This is a genomic window from Cyanobacterium stanieri LEGE 03274 (assembly GCF_015207825.1).
Classification (GTDB): Bacteria; Cyanobacteriota; Cyanobacteriia; order Cyanobacteriales; family Cyanobacteriaceae; genus Cyanobacterium; species Cyanobacterium stanieri_B.
On sequence record NZ_JADEWC010000029.1, the window covers coordinates 12,318 to 31,071 of the forward strand.

Sequence of the window (18,754 nt, forward strand, 5' to 3'; positions counted from 1 at the left end):
ATTAAAACTATTATTACTATTGCCCATTCCCTATGGCCAAACTAAACTAAAAATCATACCTTAATTCACCAACACCCATTATTGATTAAGACTTAACCAATAAATAAACCCCCACCCCAAAACAAATAAAATTAGGAAGCCATGCCGCCATTGTCGGTGATAGTACATCAATTAAACCAAGACTACCGATAAAAAAACTCATCAGATAGTAGCCAAAAACAATTAAAACCGTTAAACCAAAACTTGTTCCCTTATTGTTTTGATTAAATTTTGCCCCTATACTAGAACCAATCATGGCAAAAATAACACAAGTAAAAGGAAAAGATATTTTTTGTGCCGTACGTACACGATACATAAGAATACTTTTTTGATTACCCACTTGCTCTAAAATTTCAATGTATTCCAAAGACTCACGGATATTCATTTCATAGGGGCTTCTACTTTTAGACGCTAAATCTAAAGGGGTTTTAGGTAATGGAATTTTTTTATTTTGAAAGAAATTACTACTAATTTGAGATAAATTCATTTTGATGTCGTATATAACACCATTAGAAAAATCCCATTTATCATCATTATTATTCCAATTACCCGTCTCGGATACCGTAATTTTTTCTAGTTGATGATTATCAGTTTCGATAACAGTAATATTTTGCATTTCCCTACCATCAAATTCTTGGGCATAAAAAAGGCTTTTTAACTCTCGTTTAACTTCCCCCTCTGGGGTAATAACTTCTTCATACTGAGGGTAAAAAATATCTTGTTGTACAGTGTATTTATTAATTACCCTAGAATCTCCCGCCAAAATGGAAGTAGCCTGATAATTTGACGGGGGTATAATCAACTCATTAAAAGCAAAAGTCACAAGGGTAATAATAAGACTAACGGCAATGGTGGGTGCCATAAGTCGATAAACACTGATACCGCTACTTTGTAAGGCAATTAATTCACTGTCTTTACTCAAGCGACTGTAGGTAAGCAGTGAGGTTAATAACACAGAAAAAGGCAAAGCATAACCAATATATTCAGGAAATTTGAGAATAAATACTTGAAAAGCCGCAATCAATGATAAATTAGATTCTATAATTCTATGGGATAAATCAGAAATAGTTGCAATGGCAACCCCAACACAAGAAAACATAGCTACACAGAAAATAAAGGGAATAATAAACTCCCTCAAAATGTAGCCATCCATGATTGATAGATTAAACCGACGCATTCACAGTAAAATTAATTTTCAAATCAACATATCTTATCAAGATATTGCCATCGTAACATTATCAAACGTTTTCCAATATTAATGACTATCAGCAAAAAAAACCCCAATATCCAGACACAAGTATATATAATCTTGATAATCGGGTTAATCATTCGCGCTGTAATCGCCTTTTTTCTTAACCCGGGCTACGATGAGGCCTACTATTATCTTTATACCAAAAATTTAGACTGGAGTTATTTTGATCATCCTCCCTTGGTGGCAATAACTACGGGTATAGGAATTTGGATAACGGGAATTGTGAATCAGTTTACTATTCGTATCGGTAGTTTGATTTTACATACGGGCAGTTTATATTTGTTATATTTGACGGGGAAGAAAATGTATAATCAATGGGCTGGTTTGTTTGCCCTGATTATTGCTTCTTTGATTCCCATTTTTCAAATTGCTTTTGGTATTTTGACTTTACCTGATGCACCATTAATATTTTTTTGGACGCTAACATTATATGTGGCTAGTGAGGAATTTTTTGATTTTGATTGGCAATATAAACCTAGTTATCGTGTCGCTATCATTGGAGTGTTAGTGGGTTTAGCTTGTCTGAGTAAGTATCATGGTTTTGTTTTAGGATTGGGGTTAGTGGCTTTTTGTTTGAGTAGTAAGCCTTATCGTCGGATATTCTTTTCTCCTTGGTTATGGTTATCTTTGGGGTTATTTTTACTAACTCTTTTTCCTCTTTGGTATTGGAATTGGCAAAATGGATGGGTATCATTTGGTTTTCAACTCTCGGGGCGCTTTGATTCTGGGGAAGGAATGGAGGTTAATTTTCTTAATCTGATTTTATTTTTTTTGGCTGGGGTTGGTTACCTATTTCCTAGCTTTGGTTTTCCTTTATGGTGGATAACTATACGTTCATTTTTAATTGAAGTGTTTAGTCGCCCCCATTATCCGAGTCGATTGATTTTGTGGGTATCTTTGCCCATGGTGATAGGTTTTACTTTGTTAGGGGCGCTAACTCAGATTTTACCCACTTGGGCGATGCCTGGTTTTTGGGGTTTAACGATTATGTTTGGGCATTATGTTTGTGCATGGAATCGGGAGTTTCCTCGCAAGATAAGGCAGTGGTTATCTTTTTCGGGTATTATGATTTATTCTTTGTTGGGGGTTGTTTTGTTTCATGCTACTACTGGAGTGTTACAAAATCCTAGTCCTTTTTTACCTATGGGTATTTTAGCGCCGGAGGATGATCCTTCAACGGAGTTGGTGGATGTGGTGCGCTTAGGAAGCCAGTTTAATACTTCTGTGGAGTTTCGCAGGGCGTTGATGGATAGTGATTTTGTGTTTACTAATGCTTATTATCTTGGGGGTTATATTGCCATGGGTTTGGCTCAAAATGAGGATATGGTTAATATGCCCGTTAGTTGTATTAGTGATGATGTGAGGGGTTTTGGATTTTGGCAACCTTTGGAGGATTTGATGGGGGAGGATGGTTTATATGTTACGGTGGAGGCTTTTGGCAAGGATGAGGTTTTGTTGGATGAGTTTGGGGGGTATTTTGATAGTTTTGATTTTGTTACGGAAATTCCTTTGGAAAGGGGTGGGGTTGTGGTGGAGGTTTTCTATGTGTATGAGGGAAAAAATTTCTCTTTTGATGAGGGTATAGCAAATTGACACTAAATCTGTGAATTAAAATATACTTGGTGCAGTTGCCCCACCGTGTAATAAATTACACGGCTAACGGGTTGTCGTTCGATGAATCGAACTAGGTTTTATGGTTAAATAAGCCTAAATTCGGGACAATAGTCGTCAATATAGTTAGGTTTGCTGGTGACTGGTTGTAGATTTACGGTTTGTTAATTGTCGATTATTTACCTAAAACTTCTTGGCCTACCATTTCATATTTTTTCCATGCTTGTTTGGCTCGAAAATCGCCATAATCTTTGACGGTTAATCCTTGTTGGGAGGCTCTTTCAAAGGCAACTAAAAGGGGGATTTCTGTTTTAAAGGTGGGTAGTTGATTTTCTTCTAGGAATTTTTTGGCATTTCTACCGTTAACGGTACGTGAATCTACTTTGGTGAGTAAAATTTTATAGTTAGTTTCTAAACCTTTCAAAATTTCCACGGCTTTGACGGTGGCATCTAAATCGAGATGGTTGGGGGTGGTGGGTAAAATTATTAAGTCACTGCCTTGGGCTAATTCTTTTAAGTCATCTACTTCGGGACGAGCTTTCATGTCGATGATAACGTGTGTAAACTTAGCTACGAGGGGGGCTGAACCTGCTTGGGATGCTACTTGGAAGGGTAATTTTTCATCCCTTGCCCACACTAGGGCTGAACGGTTGCGATCGGCATCTATAAGTAAGGTGCGATCGTGTTCTTGTAAATAGGTTGATAAATGTATGGCGGTAGTTGTTTTTCCTACTCCACCTTTTAAAGAAATAATTGCTATAAACATTTCAAAAATCTTTTTTTAAATTCCCATAATCTTGTCATTATATTACCTTCAAGGGACATTAAAAAAATAATTGACCAAGGGGCTTTAACCCCTTGAAAAACCTTTTGTACAATGAAATTAAAATTTATTCGATAATTGGTTCAATTTTATCTACCACAGCTAAACTACCATCGGGGTTAACTTCCCAAACATCATAAACCCCAACCACATCTCCGTTATCATCAATGTCAACATTACCACTAGCTCCCTGATAGTTGATAGCTTCTCCGTTGCGCACTAATTCCATGGCTTCACAGGGATCGGTAACTTCAACTCCTTCACCCCCGGCAACCTCTATAATATTACTCTTTATGGCTTCACCGCTATTTTGCCCCGCGGCCTCGGCTGCTAACATTAATAAAACTGTGGCATCCCAAGTATGAGGCACAAAGGCTGTTAATTCAGTGCCAATATTTTCTTGCCAAAGGGCGGTTAAACTTTCTAATGCTTGACCGTCAGCGCCCGGCACTGTGCCTAAAGCTCCTGCGATAATAGAAGTACCGTCGCTAGTTTTGCCTACTTGTTGGGTAAAGTCTTCGGAATAGACTCCATCGGTTAAAAGGATGGTGACTCCATCGGTTAAGCCTTGTCTAAAGGCTGATTGAAGTAATAAACTTCCTGTTTCTGCGTATAAAATAGCGGCCACTGCATCGGGGTTATTAGCAAAGGCGGCAGATGCTTCACTGTCAAGGGTTGTGGCTCTGGGATCATATCTTACCCCTTGATCTTGGTTGAGTACAGTACCCCCTAAATCCACGAAGGATTCGTTAAATTGTCTTTCAAATCCCACTCCATAATCGTTGTTAATAACTACGGTGGAGACGTTGTTAAATCCTCTTTGTCGGGCCAGGGCGGCAAGGGCTTGGGCTTGATAGGTATCGGGGGGAGCAGTACGGGCCCAAAATCCGTTAAATTCTCCGTTGGCGGCTCTTTCGGTAAACACGGGGCTAGTGCTTCCGGGGGAAATCATCATTACTTGATTTCTGACTGCCACGTCAAGGGCTGCGGTGGAAACACTACTGGCAAAAGAACCGACTACGGCATGAACTTGATCTACTTCTGTAAGTTTTGTCATGGCGGCACTTCCTGCGGCGGGATCTGTTTGATCGTCTTCGTTGATGAGGGTTACGGGTTCGCCATTAACTCCTCCACAGGCGTTGATGGTATCTACGGCTAGTTGGGCGGCGATGGGCATATTTTGACCTATGGAGGCTAAGTCTCCTGTGGTGGGGAAAAGAGAGCCTAATCTTAGTCCTCCTTGTTGTTGGGATACGGGGGGTTGGGGGTCGGTGGTGTCTCCATTATCGGTGGTGCCAAATATTCCACAACCTAGGGTTAACCAATTGAGGCTAATGGTTAGGGTTAAAAATAGTTTTATTTTACTGTTTTTCATATTTATTTTTATATCGGTTAAGATTTAGTTAAAATTTTATCTCTAAAATGTGATTTTATGAACATTTCCTAGGTTCAAGGTTTAAATCTGTTGTTAAATATATAGGTGTATTTGTTTTTGTTATTGTTAAATATTTGACAAAAATTATATTAAATAGAAAAAAGAGTGGTATAGATATAATTAACTTTAGTTCGGGATAACTGTTTATGAAAAACGTAGACTTTTCAATATTTCCCGCCTTGTAATGAATTACAAGGCTACGGATTTTTCGTTCAATGAATTGAACTTCTATGTTGAGAAATAAATGAATTTAGTGCCCATATACGATGAACTGGAAAGGGTTTTAACCTGAATTGAGGTTAATTAGGCTGGGATTTTATTTGTCGCAAACATTTAAGTGTTTCATATAAGTATTTCATATCACTATAAATTTTATTTCGGATTGATTTTTTATCCCCATAGGATTAAATAGAGGAGAAAAAATACTATTTATTAATTAGTTTGTGCTTGACATTGTTATTAATAGTTCTTTATTTTTAATTTTGGGGGCTTGATGGGGAATAAATTGTTGATAACGAACTTTTAAATCTCCTAAATTAATGATCATGTTTGTATGTACTAAGGGTTCTTTTTCGGTATCAAATTTGGGTACATTTAAGTAACCTATTTGGGGTTGGTTAAAATAAAATCGAATCAGATTGGCTTTTTCCATTCTGCCGATGGTGCGACTGGCACATCCTTCGTATAGTCTGAGGAGGGTGGGTAGGGTATCAAGTTCGTTAATGTGTACTAAAAAACTTTTTTCAAATACTTTACCAACGCTGCAATTTTGCTGACAAATTTCTTTGATTAATGATAAATTTCTAAGGCTAATTAACATTTCGTCGGCGAGGAAACAGGCGGCTTGATAGTTGCCAAATAGGGCTTTTATGTCTGCTTTTAAGGGCGCTGATAGTTGTCTGATGGTGGGTCTTTTGTCGAATCTACTTAGGGCTAGGTATAATAGGATGTCTTGGCGACGTTGATCGGCGATCGCCTCCCATTCTTCTTCTTTAGTGACTTGTAAAATCACTCGGAAAGCCCGTTTAAATGAGCTAAATTCGGCTTTAATGGCTTCTTCTTGGGAAATTTCTCTTTTTACGGGTAATCTACCTCTTTGGGCGTAAAATTCCATGAGAGGTTGCAATAATTCTTGATAGTCAGCAAATTTTTTGAGGGGAGACAAAACCCGGGGCGATCGCACTTTAGAATGAAATCGAGATGCTCGAAAACTATTAGCCTTAGTGTTATCCCGAAACACAAAATAAACTCCCAAACCCGCAGGAATAGCCTCAGTTTTCAAAATTTGTTCGATATAAATTTTTAGTTCTTCTTGTTCATAGTATTTTTGAAAGGTATTACGTTCGGTGATAATACCATCCCCATAAGCCATAAAACCCGATTGGCGATTATCCACCAAAACTTGTGCAGAAACAATCAAAATTTCCTTAGTTAACTCCCATGCCTTAACCAAAGATTCTCGTCTTTCCTGTAAATTTTCAATCACATTAATGATATAACCAAGATTAACAATATCTGCTTTTTCTAAGGAATTATTAGGGCAATAATAAGGATCCCATCCATAACTTTTATAACCTTTTTCTGTCATTATTTCTACGTCTTTTCCATGACCACAACCATAATCAAAAAAGGTATATTCAGATTCAAATAACCCAGCTTCAAGGGCTAATCTAACAGGACGAGAAAGTCTATTTCTGACCATTGCTGCCCTATGACGGTCAACTATATACAAGTCTTCTTCTCTTTTATCTAAAAAGCAAACTAAACTATGATCAACAAAAGAAAGATTATGATCCCTTAATAATTGTCGCCATTCTTTTTGGGTACCAATATATTTTGAATTATCCAACAAACCTAATTCTTCTTCCATAGACGTCAAGTAAGCAAAGGTTTGATAATGAAGATAATCAGCATTAACAAAAGTTTCTTTTCTATGTAAGATAGGGGGATTTTGTGAAGAATAATATTCGTAGGTTTTACTACTATTTTCTTGTAAATTAACTAAAATACTTTTTTTAATAGCAGGATGAGGATTAGTATCGAAATCAGGATAAAAAAGATAAGAAATTTTTGGCTCTTGAAGATTAAATTTAACCAACGTAAAATCATCTATATTATTAATAATTTTTCGGGCTTTTTTTTCGTATTCCTGTAAATTAATATCGAGAAATTGTAGAGCCGAAATATGAACATAAAGATGATTCGGTAAACGTTTACCGATGGCACTTTGACGAGCTAATTGAGCAATTTTGACAAAATCATTAACCCAATCTAAAGACAGATTAATTGTCATAATACTTTAAGATGTGACCTGTTCTATTTTTTTTAGGCTAGAATAAAAGATTGATTCTCAAACATTAATTTTTATAAACAATCTTTAAAAATGCCCTACGCTAGAACTATTAGTACAATAATTGCGATCGCCCTTGCCCTTATCATGATTATTGTGGGCGGGTGGTATTTTACCGTCGCTTTCGGTGTACTGGTATTTTTAGCACAACTAGAATACTTTAAATTAGTAAGAGCAAAAGGCATCGAACCTGCAGTCAAAACAACCCTTGTAGTTTCCCAACTACTAATCATTACCGCCACAGTTGTCCCCAGTTTAACAGATGCCGTATTCGCCCTAGCAGGAGGATTAATTTGTTTTTATCTTCTCTTCCAACCCAAACTCGCCACCATTGCCGACATCTCCACCTCAATTTTAGGACTCTTTTACGCAGGATACCTGCCCAGTTATTGGATTCGTTTACGAGTTAGTTTAGGGGAAAACTCCAACTATGCCCACACCATTCCCAACATCCACAACCTTCCCCTTGATGGCTACTTCCCCCTAAATCCCCTTGACTTAAATAGCTTTCCCGATGCCCTCAAAATCACCTTCATTGCCATGGCTTGTATTTGGGCAGCAGACATCGGCGCTTACCTTATCGGTAAAAACTTTGGCAAAACTAAACTATCCCCCATCAGCCCCAAAAAAACCGTAGAAGGAAGTCTATTTGGAGTAACAGGCAGTATCTTAGTGGGAATCTCAGGCGCTTGGTTTTTACATTGGGGGCATTGGATTATTACAGGTATTATTCTCGGATTTTTAATCGGTGTCGTCAGTCTTTTGGGTGACTTAATGGAATCCATGATGAAACGAGACGCAGGAGTCAAAGACTCAGGAGAACTAATCCCCGGCCATGGTGGTATCCTAGATCGTACCGACAGTTATATTTTCACCGCCCCCGTCGTTTATTACTTTATCACCCTCTTTTTACCCTTCTTCAGCCAATGGGGGTGAATTGACAACGGACAATTACTAATCTTTTAATTTGATAACATGGAAGGAAGAATTTTAATAAAAGTTAACACAATCAATTTTCAACAATTATGACTGCTAAAGTAAAAAAAACCGATGCCCAGTGGAAAGAAATCCTTACCCCCGAACAATTTGAAGTAACCAGAAAACACGGCACAGAAAGGGCTTTTACAGGAAAATACCACGATAACAAAGACAAAGGAATCTATAAATGTGTCTGTTGTGGTAGTGAACTATTTTCCTCCGATACTAAATATGATTCTGGCACAGGTTGGCCTAGTTTTTGGCAACCCTCCACCGAAGAAAACATTGCTTATAAAAATGACTTCAGCTTTTTCATGAAGCGCACCGAAGTATTATGTGCTAATTGTGATGCCCATTTAGGCCATGTTTTTGATGATGGCCCCGCGCCCACAGGAAAAAGATACTGTATGAATTCTGCTGCCTTAGATTTTGTCAAAGCTGAATAAAACATTAGGTGGGCAATGTCCCACCGTAGGCCAATAACATATTGCTTTTTTAAAATCTATATGTTAAAATAGTAAGCCGATGTTAATTAATTGGGTGCGTAGCTCAGCTGGATAGAGCAACTGCCTTCTAAGCAGTCGGCCACAGGTTCGAATCCTGTCGCACCCGTCTAGTTCATTGGTAAGCTCAAAGTAAAACAACTACCTTTACCAATTTCTGATTCAAAGGTAATATCTCCTCCGTGGAGTTTTGCTAATTCTTGGGAAATAACTAATCCTAACCCTGTGCCTTTTTCTTGATTATGAGGGCAATTTTGAATTTGAGAAAAGGGTTTAAATAATTTATGGTAGTCTTCTGGCTTTATACCGATTCCTGTATCAATGACAGAGAATTTAATCTGGCTATTTTCTACACATACCTTGAGAGTAACTGAGCCTTTTTCGGTAAACTTGACGGCGTTAGAAAGTAAGTTGATCAGTATTTGTTTAATTTTTCTTTCATCGGCATAAATATAATTAATTGCACTTTTAATTATTAATTGTAGTTCTAAGTTTTTGTGGAAGGTTTTAACGTGAACAAAAGATAAACAGGATTGACATATTTTTTTTATGAAAACTTTTTCTAAGTATAATTCTTCTTTTTGTGCTTCTAATTTTGCTAAGTCTAATAGGTCAATAACTAATTCTAAAAGATAATTACCTGATTCGTAAATGGCGTTTACATATTGTAGCTGTTTGGAATTTAATTCTCCATATATCTGTTGTTTGAGCATTTTTGAGAAACCTATAACAGAGGCAATAGGAGCTCTTATTTCGTGGTTGATGGTTGATAAATATTTTTTTTGATTTTCTTTTTCTTCGTTGAGTTTTAGTTGCTTTTTCTTGGTATCTAAGTTAACAAATAATAATGCTAAATTCTGAGATATAATGGATATTAATTGATTGTTATTAATTTTTTCTAGCTGTTTTGTGGATAAATCTAATGATAATGTACCAATAATTTTATGACGATATAGAATCGGAAAAATTGATAATTTACAAGGATGTTGAATGTCGAAATAAAGATTATTTTGCCATAGCAATTTATTGTCTATATTTTCTGTAATTAATTGATTCAAATTTGTAAGTTGATTGAATTTATCAATAATGATTTTACTATTTTCTTGATGACCATCAATATTAATGCTGTAAACTAATTCATGGTGATATAGTCCATCTATTTGATAACAGTGGGTGATAATAAACTTTTCGGGAGAATATTGTTCCGCAATTAAATGATAAATTTTTTGATATAGTATTTGAGGTTCATCATTTTCCAATGCAGAAAATAAGTGATTTTGAAGTTGGTTTAAATCAGTGTATGGAGGTTGCAATTAAGTTTCTCTAGTTTATCAAAATTGTCGGCGGGAAAAGATTATAACACTCATGGTAAGTAGCAATACTATATATAGCAGTGCATAAATGAAACTATTAATTAATTCTCCTGTGGGGGGTAATATGTTATATACCGCTTCATTTTTGAGGTTTAATCTTTCTAAGTCAGGGAGAATTAAAAATAAAGTTCTAGTTAAGTTTTGAATACTTTCATTTTCAGTTATTTTCCCTAATTCTAGTAAATCTCTACTTAGATGCCCCATAATATATACTCCAAAACTAAGTAGGGTGGCCAAAATAGAGCTTGTGAAGACTCCGAAAGTGATGGCAACGGCGGTTAGCAGGGATAATTCTAGGAGAATATAAATTAGGGCGATGACTAAACTTCCGAGGGGATATTCAACCCCTGAGATTGCCATGATACCTAAGTATAGCATGGTCATGACTCCTACAAGAATAGTTAGGACTGCCACAAGACCGATGTGTTTACCGATGATAAATTCGGCGGTGTTGATGGGTTTTGGTACGAGAATGAGGACGGTTTTTTTTTCGATTTCTTTGTTTATTAAACCTGTGCCTACAAATATGGCGACGATGACTCCTAGGAGGTTGATTGCCCCGATTCCTAAATCTAGTAAAATTTTATCGTCTGCGCTTACAGCTATGGATGGTAGGATGCGGGAGGCTAGTAGTAGTAATAGAGCGAAAAAACCGATAACATATAGTATGCGATCTCTTATTACTTCTCTAAAACCGTTATGGGCGATCGCACTTATTCTAGTTATATTCATATTCGATAATAATAAAGAATTTTACCGACTATAGAAATGATAAATCACAATGGAAGATTTATTCACGTAATACAAATCATAATCAATTTTAGGACATTTGTAATCAATAATATAAAATAATTTAAGTCTTGGGCAAGGTAATTATTAAATCAGATCAAATGAAGCAATTCGGGTTAAGATGTCAGTAAAGTAAAATTCAATGTTAAAAAAATGTTGAGTGATAGACAGCATTAGTTAATAGATAAAATTTAAGTGGATTTATATTATTAATAAAATCGTCAAAAAAACAACCTGAAATTAAATATAACTAAATTAGTTGAGGGCAAAAGTAAACAAATTAAGAAAAAATATCATGAATATTAACACCCCAAATTGGGTAAAAGATGCGGTTTTCTATCAAATATTTCCCGATAGATTTGCCGTAGGAAAACCAGATCAAAAATATCCGAACCATTGGCAATCATTCAATCTTCAACCATGGGATAACCCCCCCACGCTACAAAAATATAAAGGGGGAAATTTTTGGGGAGTCATTGATAAATTAGATTATTTACAAGATTTAGGCATAAATGCTATTTATTTTACCCCCGTATTTCAATCTACCTGTAATCACCGTTATCACACCCATGACTATTATCAAATAGATCCCCTTTTGGGTGGAAATTATGCTTTTCAAGAGCTGTTAAAACAGGCTCATCAACGGAATATAAAAGTAGTTTTGGATGGAGTTTTTAATCATGTGGGAAGAGGTTTTTTCTTCTTCAATGATATTTTAGAAAATGGCCCCCATTCCCCTTGGTTAGATTGGTTTAAAATCGAAAAATGGCCTATTTCTGCCTATAATGGGGCTTTTCCTGCCAATTATGCTTCTTGGGTAAATAATAGGGCTTTGCCACAGTTTAACCATAGTAATCCTCAGGTGAAGGAATATATTATGCAAGTGGCGGAGTATTGGTTACATCAAGGCATTGATGGATGGCGCTTAGATGTGCCTAATGAAATTGAGGAGGAGGGTTTTTGGCAAGAATTTAGAGAGCGGGTAAAAGGGGTTAACCCTGATGCTTATATTGTGGGAGAAATCTGGACGGATGCACGGCAGTGGTTAGATGGTAATCAATTTGATGGGGTGATGAATTATTTATTTACTGCGCCGACTATGGCTTTTTGTGGGGGCGATCGCATCTTACTTGAATATGTAGAGCAACCCTGCTATGAACCCTATCCTGCCATTACAGCGGAAGAATATCAACAGAAAATAGAAAAACTATTGGATATGTATGACTGGGAAATTACCCTCACCCAATTAAATCTCTTGGCCAGTCATGATACCGCCAGATTATTAACCATTGCAGGAGACGACAAAAAAACCGTTGAATTATGTACCCTATTATTATTAACTTTCCCGGGTGCGCCTAGCATTTATTATGGTGATGAAGTGGGTTTACCTGGAGGATTTGATCCTGATTCCCGTCGTGGCTTCCCCGAAGAATCATTATGGGATAAAAATCTTTTAAACTACCATAAAGAGTTAATTAAACTACGTCATCAATATCCTGCCCTCAGGCGAGGTAAATATCAAGTGTTATGCGCTCAAGAAGATATTTACATATTTACTCGTATTTTAGATAAGCAAAAAATTATTGTCGCTATTAATAATAATACTCAAGCTCAAAGCATTACCATTGAAGTAGATCATCAAATTGATCAAATTTTGTTCGGCGATGGTACATTTTCTTGTGAACAAGAAAACTATTGTAATTATCTTACGGTTGGGTTAAACGCCCGTAGCGGATTGATTTTAATTTAAGGATAGCTCAAGGGGTTGATAAGTGCGATCGCACCTATTCTGTACAATGATAAAAGTCAAGGTGCGATCGTTGATTAGCTGAGTAAAATTTTCATTAATTGTTCATTGATAAACATATTATATTGTGTTAGCTTATCGATATTTAAAGTAAAATAAGTATTAATTTAACCTATTTTAGCTCGACTTTTGAACTTTATTCCAAACTATCAGTGTTATTTCTCCAATAATAATTGTCCACCCGCAAAATGACCAATTTGTTCACTATCATAGCTCATTTGTCAAAGAATCATAAGTATTTATTTCTACTTTTAAGGTTTGATATTTATCTTGAATATCATTAAAGTGACTGCCAATAGTTAAAGTCCAATTATTTATATCTGGCAAATTTTCAGGATCAAATTGTGCTAACTTTTGTCCAATTAAAGTTTCTCTAATAAATTTTAAAGATTGATTCTCAATTTTTTTAGTTTCATCAATTAAATTTTGAATTTGTATTTTTGCTCTTTTAAACCATTCAACCCTCCCAGCGAAAACTTCGGAGCTTAAAGCCAGTTTCTCAAGTTTATCTAATTCATTAAGTTGTTTATGAAATTCACTTATCTGAGGTTCAATCTGAAGTTTTAGTATTTTAATAGGCTCAGAAACCTGTGCCATACTTTGATAATCTAAATCTCTCAATTGGCGTTGTGTGTTAATGAATTTTACCTCATTTAAATCACACTGAAAATAATGAAAAACTAAATCATTTTCTTGAATTTCTGGTAATATATATTCTACTTTCCATTTCATTGAATGAATCATTTTATACATTATATCATTAATTATTACGGTTATTTCTTTGTTTTTAATTATAGGAAAACGATTGAAAAATCCTTTATTGATTTTATTCCAATTATCAAAAACATTTAAAGGAATAAAATAATTAGTTTTATCATAAATTAAAATTAAGTTACTTGTCTTAATTTTTTCTAATTTAGCAGACAAAAAGAAAGCGATAAAACAATAACGAAAAAGAATATAAAATAAAATTCCTAATATAATTGCTGTTAATAAAAGTTGCCAATAAATGATAACGATAAAACCGACTATCACAATGGCAATTAAAGCAATACAACCTGTATTTTCTTGTTGGCTCATTAGATTTGATTGTCGAAAGTGCAGATTTATATTGTATAACTATATTTTTGATATGAGAATTATTTTATTTAAATTTTGCTAAAAACCAATAAGTTTAAATGATAGTGCAAATATGTTTAGCACTTCATTATTTTCAAAATTCCATCATCGTAACCCCCCAAAGGTCAGTCTTCTTAGGAATTGAGCTAAAAAAATATAGGGACGTTCCATGGAACGTCCCTACCAATATTATGTAATATTCACAAAAAATCGAATATCAAATGTTATTACTCAATACCTTCGATGCGATCTTCCGCTTCTTGGTATAACTGTTGTAACTTCTCGATATTCTCATCAGAGGTTTCCCAATAACCACGTCCGTTAACTTCCAATAAGGTGCTAACCATACGACGGAAAGAGTTGGGGTTTAAATCCATTAAACGCTTACACATCTCCTCATCTTGGATAAAGGTAGTGTTGGTATCCTCATATACCCAGTTGTCCACAGCGTCGGCGGTGGCACTCCAACCCATGGTATTTACAAGGCGTTTGGATAATTCCCTTACCCCTTCATAACCGTGAGATAACATCCCTTCGTACCATTTGGGGTTTAATAACTTGGTACGAGCATCAAGGCGCACGGTTTCAGAGAGGGTACGCACTTGGGCGTTAGCGGTGGTAGTGTCTGCGATGTAGGCAGAGGGTTTTTTACCATCATCCCGCAGAGATGCTACTACCTTGGTAGGATCAGAGTCAAAGTAGTGAGATACATCGGTTAAGCTAATCTCGGAGGAGTCTAGGTTTTGGAAAGTGGCATCAGCGGTTTTCAAGGATTTCTCGAAAATGTCTCTCCCTTCATCCATTACCCCCGGATTATCGGAGTTGAAGGCGAAGGATTTACGGTTTAAGTACATATCTCGTAATTCTTGCTCTTCTTCCCAACTGCTGTTTTCCACTGCTAAGTTAACGTTAGAAGAGTATGAACCAGAAGCGTTGGAGAATACACGGGTTGCCGCCTGACGGAGATTAATACCCATTTCTTCTGCTTGATCTAGGGCGTGTTTGCGCACAAAGTTCATCTCGATGGGTTCATCGGCTTCCGCTGCTTTTTTCACCGCTTGATCTAAAAGATTCATTTGGTTAATAAATAGATCACGGAATACCCCAGAACAGTTTACCACCACATCAATGCGGGGTCTGCCTAATTCTTCTAAAGGAATTAATTCGAGTTTGTTTACCCTTCCCAAAGCATCGGGTACAGGTTTCACCCCAATCATCCACATGATTTGAGCGAGGGATTCTCCATAGGTTTTGATGTTGTCTGTTCCCCATAATACACAGGCGATGGTTTCGGGGTATTTTCCGCCGTTGTCGATCTTTTGACGCTCTAGGAGTCTGTCCACCACGATTTTCGCTGATTGTACTGCGGCTAGGGTAGGGATTTTTTGAGGATCGAGGGCGTGAATGTTTTTTCCTGTGGGTAATACATTGGGATTACGGATAGGATCTCCTCCTGGTCCGGGTAATACATATTCACCCTCAAGGGCTTTGAGTAGTCCGCCTAATTCGTTGTCAGCGCAAACTTGCTCAAGGCAAAATTCGAGGTATTCAAACAAGGGTTTGATGGCTTTTTCATCGACATTGGTGTAACCAAATTCATGGAGTTTGGCAACCCAAGGTTCTTTTTTGCCCATGTTGAAGAAGTTAAGTTTGGAAACAAAGGAAACTCTGCCTTCGGCGTTTACTTGTTCTTCCACTAAGGCTCTAACCGCTGCTCTGGTGGCTTCGGTGATGTGTTGTAATAGTTCTACGTCGGCGAGTACCCCTTTATCAGCGTTACGATAAATTTCTTCCATGTTACGCCCAATGCTTCTGGCGATGATGGTGGGTAAACTCCAGATACCGTCTTCTTCACGATCTAAGCTACCAATGTTCACCAAAGTGGCGATCGCCTCTTCAGCGGTAGGAGGTTTACCAATGACGTGTAACCCACAGGGTAAAAGACGGGATTCAATTTCCATCAACTTACGATATACCGCCCCAACAATGGTATCTCTTTCATCCTGAGACATGGTGCTAGAGTCGAACAAGTCAGCTTCTTGCCCTTCAGGTGTAGCAATTTCAGGAATATCTTTGTCGAGGTTACAAATACGGGCTTTATCCACAATGGTATTAACAATTTGCACCGCACGACCACCTTCTTTTAAACCTTGGTAAGAACCAATTAACTCGCTTAATTCTTCCAAACCTTTATATAATCCAGCGTTTTCAGCAGGAGGAGTGAGGTAAGAAATGGTGTTGGCATAACTACGACGTTTGGCGATGGTTGCCTCACTGGGGTTATTGGCGGCGTAGTAATAGATATTGGGAATATTACCGATGAGACTATCAGGGTAACAGTCTCCAGACATCCCCATCTGTTTACCTGGCATGAATTCAAGAGATCCATGGGTTCCGAAATGGAGTACCGCATCTACACCCCAAACTTTTTCAAGGTAGGTATAATAAGCGGCAAAACCATGGTGAGGGGAAGCCGAGCGAGAGAATAAGAGTCTCATGGGATCTCCTTCATAACCGAAGGTAGGTTGAACCCCAATAAATACGTTACCGAAGTGTTTACCGTAAATTAAGAGGTTTTGACCATCGCTGTTGAGATGCCCAGGTGGTGGGCCCCAGTTTTCCTCAAGTTTTTGAGAGTAGGGGGTTAAACGTTCGTATTCTTCTACGCTCATACGGTAAGCCACGTTTAACTCAGGGCTAGAATATTGTGCCTGAGCGTCATGGATAACCATTTCCATCAATTCTTTGGGGGTTTCGGGTACGTCTTGGATGTCGTAGCCGTTTTGTTGCATTCCCTTTAATACTTCGTGGATGGAGCCGAATACGTCTAAATAAGCGGCAGTTCCCACGTTTCCTTTATCGGGGGGGAAACTGAAGACGGTAATGGCAAGTTTTTTGTCTAATTTGGGTTTTTTGCGTAGGTTAGTCCATTTTAAGGCCCTAGAGGCGATCGCCTCTACCCGATCCTGTAAAGTAATAGAACGTCCCGTATTACCATCCCTACCAGAAAGAATAATCGGCTCAATGGCACCGTCTAACTCAGGAATAGCAATTTGCAGCGCTACTTGGATGGGGTGTAAACCAAGATCACTTTCTTCCCATTCCTCCGTGGTTTGGAACACGAGGGGTAAAGCCACCATATAGGGGCGATTGAGACGTTTTAAAGACTCCACCGCCTTGGGATGATCCTGTCTAGCAGGCCCTCCCACAAGGGCAAAACCAGTGAGGGAAACCACTGCATCTACGATGGGTAAAGGTTCAACTCCTTGGACAGGTTTATCCCAAAAATACTCATCCACAGGCTTAGAAAAGTCTAAACCACCAGCAAAAATAGGAATAACTCTAGCTCCACGATATTCCAACTCCTGTAACATCGCCACATAATGAGCATCATCCCCGGTGACTAGGTGGGTACGCTGTAATACTAAGCCAATGGTAGGTGCAAGGGGATCTCTTAAATCATCGCCAATGTCATCACGGCTGTTATACCAATTAAGATAACCCTTAATGTCCTCAAACATTTTGGGGGCGAGGGGATGCCAAATACCCATATCAGGATAAACGATAGGTTCGGCATACTCAGCGTTACGATTGAGTAAGGATTTTTCCCCAGTGAAAACATATTTGTCAGCCAACATCAAAAAGAAGTTTTCTAAGTTGTCAGCCGAACCTCCTAACCAATACTGGAAACTTAACATAAAGTTACGGGCATCCTGGGCTTTTTCCACGGGTAAATATTTTAATACCGTGGGGAGGGTGCGTAAAAGTTTGAGCATGGCATCTTCAAAACCAGCTCCTGACTTTTGCTTACGCTTTTTCATGAAGTCGCCGATGACGCTCTTACTTTGCCCTAATTGTGCCATGCTGAAGCTACCCATTTTATTGAGGCGCATTACTTCGGGCATGGAGGGGAAGACTACTGCTGCATCGAGGTGATCACGATGGGGGGTAACAGCTTCTACCACTTTTTGAGCCAATTCTTCAATGAAAATCAAAGAGGCAATGAAAATGTTTGCTTCGGCAACATCTTTTTTAAATTCTTCATAGTTTTCAGGGCTTCTCAATTCCTCAATGAGATAACCACTAATTTCGATGGCGAGATTAGGATTATGGGCGTTAATGGATTTGATTGCCGCTGAGATGGAACTTTGATATTGAGGTTCTAAAACAACATAAACCACCTTCATTAAAGCACGACCTTGTAAATCTTCGGGTGCTATATGTCTGATGGCGGATTTTACGTTTGTAAACATTAATGTTTTTTCTCCTATGTAGGTGAATTTAAACGGAATATGTAAAGAATTATTACAGAGCTTAAAATACGCTCTTTATTGTTTTTACCACGAAAATAAGCGGTTTTACCTATCAGTTTGGTAATCTTTACGGTAATCCGTAGTATTTTGTTACAAATTGTTACAAAAATACCGTGTTCCTAAGACAAACTCAGAAAATACCATGGGGAAAAGGGGTTATTCCTACAGAGAAAATAATTAATTAAAAATCCGTGGAACTATCAATGATTGATTGAGGTGCTGTATTAAGGGAAAGTCTAAAATATGATACAGTCAATAAAAATTTAAGAAAACACTTTATATTAATTTTTCCTTCAATTTGACAATAGTATATTTATTGTTGAATGCTTAGGTTATTTTAATTTGGCTTTGCATATTAAAAA

General features: G+C 37.3%; 12 protein-coding genes and 1 tRNA gene. 5 read left to right on the forward strand and 8 right to left on the reverse strand.

All coding sequences use genetic code 11. The features are described 5' to 3' along the window. Positions 1-85: 85 nt before the first annotated feature. Positions 86-1,216 (reverse strand): LptF/LptG family permease, encoded by a 1,131-nt coding sequence (locus IQ215_RS11695; protein ID WP_193801597.1) that lies wholly within the window; start codon positions 1,214-1,216, stop codon positions 86-88. Between the two features lie 81 nt (positions 1,217-1,297). Here IQ215_RS11695 and IQ215_RS11700 point away from each other — a divergent pair, with 81 nt between their 5' ends. Then, positions 1,298-2,884 (forward strand): ArnT family glycosyltransferase, encoded by a 1,587-nt coding sequence (locus IQ215_RS11700; RefSeq protein ID WP_193801598.1) that lies wholly within the window; start codon positions 1,298-1,300, stop codon positions 2,882-2,884. A gap of 193 nt (positions 2,885-3,077) precedes the next feature. On the opposite strand, the gene IQ215_RS11705 is transcribed toward IQ215_RS11700, so the two are convergent. From IQ215_RS11705 to IQ215_RS11715, 3 genes are all read right to left on the reverse strand, one after another. Then, positions 3,078-3,668, reverse strand: a complete 591-nt coding sequence (locus IQ215_RS11705; protein WP_193801599.1) for a ParA family protein — start codon at positions 3,666-3,668, stop codon at positions 3,078-3,080. Between the two features lie 124 nt (positions 3,669-3,792). Next, positions 3,793-5,100, reverse strand: coding sequence for an ABC transporter substrate-binding protein (locus tag IQ215_RS11710; RefSeq protein ID WP_193801600.1), 1,308 nt, complete (start codon positions 5,098-5,100; stop codon positions 3,793-3,795). A gap of 496 nt (positions 5,101-5,596) precedes the next feature. Beyond that, on the reverse strand, positions 5,597-7,453 hold the full coding sequence (locus tag IQ215_RS11715; protein ID WP_193801601.1) for a DNA phosphorothioation-associated putative methyltransferase: 1,857 nt from the start codon (positions 7,451-7,453) through the stop codon (positions 5,597-5,599). A gap of 90 nt (positions 7,454-7,543) precedes the next feature. On the opposite strand from IQ215_RS11715, the gene IQ215_RS11720 reads away from it, so the two are divergent. From IQ215_RS11720 to IQ215_RS11730, 3 genes are all read left to right on the forward strand, one after another. Continuing rightward, positions 7,544-8,446 carry a phosphatidate cytidylyltransferase gene (locus IQ215_RS11720; protein WP_193801602.1) on the forward strand — a complete coding sequence of 301 codons (903 nt, stop codon included), beginning with the start codon at positions 7,544-7,546 and terminating at the stop codon, positions 8,444-8,446. 89 nt (positions 8,447-8,535) lie between these two features. Continuing rightward, positions 8,536-8,934 (forward strand): peptide-methionine (R)-S-oxide reductase MsrB, encoded by a 399-nt coding sequence (msrB, locus tag IQ215_RS11725; RefSeq protein ID WP_193801603.1) that lies wholly within the window; start codon positions 8,536-8,538, stop codon positions 8,932-8,934. A gap of 92 nt (positions 8,935-9,026) precedes the next feature. Then, positions 9,027-9,100, forward strand: a tRNA-Arg gene (locus tag IQ215_RS11730). Between the two features lies 1 nt (position 9,101). Here IQ215_RS11730 and IQ215_RS11735 read toward each other — a convergent pair. Continuing rightward, positions 9,102-10,304, reverse strand: a complete 1,203-nt coding sequence (locus tag IQ215_RS11735; protein ID WP_193801604.1) for a sensor histidine kinase — start codon at positions 10,302-10,304, stop codon at positions 9,102-9,104. Positions 10,305-10,322: 18 nt separating this feature from the next. Then, the gene (locus IQ215_RS11740; protein WP_193801605.1) at positions 10,323-11,096 is read right to left on the reverse strand and encodes an ABC transporter permease; all 774 of its coding nucleotides are present in this window, start codon (positions 11,094-11,096) and stop codon (positions 10,323-10,325) included. Positions 11,097-11,448: 352 nt separating this feature from the next. Between IQ215_RS11740 and IQ215_RS11745 the strand changes: the two genes are divergently transcribed. Beyond that, on the forward strand, positions 11,449-12,903 hold the full coding sequence (locus IQ215_RS11745) for a glycoside hydrolase family 13 protein (protein ID WP_193801606.1): 1,455 nt from the start codon (positions 11,449-11,451) through the stop codon (positions 12,901-12,903). Positions 12,904-13,167: 264 nt separating this feature from the next. Here IQ215_RS11745 and IQ215_RS11750 read toward each other — a convergent pair whose 3' ends face one another. Together IQ215_RS11750 and IQ215_RS11755 are read right to left on the reverse strand one after the other, a co-directional pair. Beyond that, on the reverse strand, positions 13,168-14,040 hold the full coding sequence (locus tag IQ215_RS11750) for a hypothetical protein (protein ID WP_193801607.1): 873 nt from the start codon (positions 14,038-14,040) through the stop codon (positions 13,168-13,170). A 266-nt stretch (positions 14,041-14,306) separates the two neighbouring features. After that, a complete protein-coding gene (locus IQ215_RS11755; protein WP_193801608.1) occupies positions 14,307-18,332 on the reverse strand; it encodes a magnesium chelatase subunit H in 4,026 nt (1,341 codons plus the stop codon). Positions 18,333-18,754: the final 422 nt, after the last annotated feature.

Coding starts and splice junctions, on each gene's coding strand:
- IQ215_RS11695 (WP_193801597.1), bottom strand. CDS start 1,216: ATGCGTCGGTTTAATCTATCAATCATGGATGGCTACATTTTGAGGGAG.
- IQ215_RS11700 (WP_193801598.1), top strand. CDS start 1,298: ATGACTATCAGCAAAAAAAACCCCAATATCCAGACACAAGTATATATA.
- IQ215_RS11705 (WP_193801599.1), bottom strand. CDS start 3,668: ATGTTTATAGCAATTATTTCTTTAAAAGGTGGAGTAGGAAAAACAACT.
- IQ215_RS11710 (WP_193801600.1), bottom strand. CDS start 5,100: ATGAAAAACAGTAAAATAAAACTATTTTTAACCCTAACCATTAGCCTC.
- IQ215_RS11715 (WP_193801601.1), bottom strand. CDS start 7,453: ATGACAATTAATCTGTCTTTAGATTGGGTTAATGATTTTGTCAAAATT.
- IQ215_RS11720 (WP_193801602.1), top strand. CDS start 7,544: ATGCCCTACGCTAGAACTATTAGTACAATAATTGCGATCGCCCTTGCC.
- msrB (WP_193801603.1), top strand. CDS start 8,536: ATGACTGCTAAAGTAAAAAAAACCGATGCCCAGTGGAAAGAAATCCTT.
- IQ215_RS11740 (WP_193801605.1), bottom strand. CDS start 11,096: ATGAATATAACTAGAATAAGTGCGATCGCCCATAACGGTTTTAGAGAA.
- IQ215_RS11745 (WP_193801606.1), top strand. CDS start 11,449: ATGAATATTAACACCCCAAATTGGGTAAAAGATGCGGTTTTCTATCAA.
- IQ215_RS11750 (WP_193801607.1), bottom strand. CDS start 14,040: ATGAGCCAACAAGAAAATACAGGTTGTATTGCTTTAATTGCCATTGTG.
- IQ215_RS11755 (WP_193801608.1), bottom strand. CDS start 18,332: ATGTTTACAAACGTAAAATCCGCCATCAGACATATAGCACCCGAAGAT.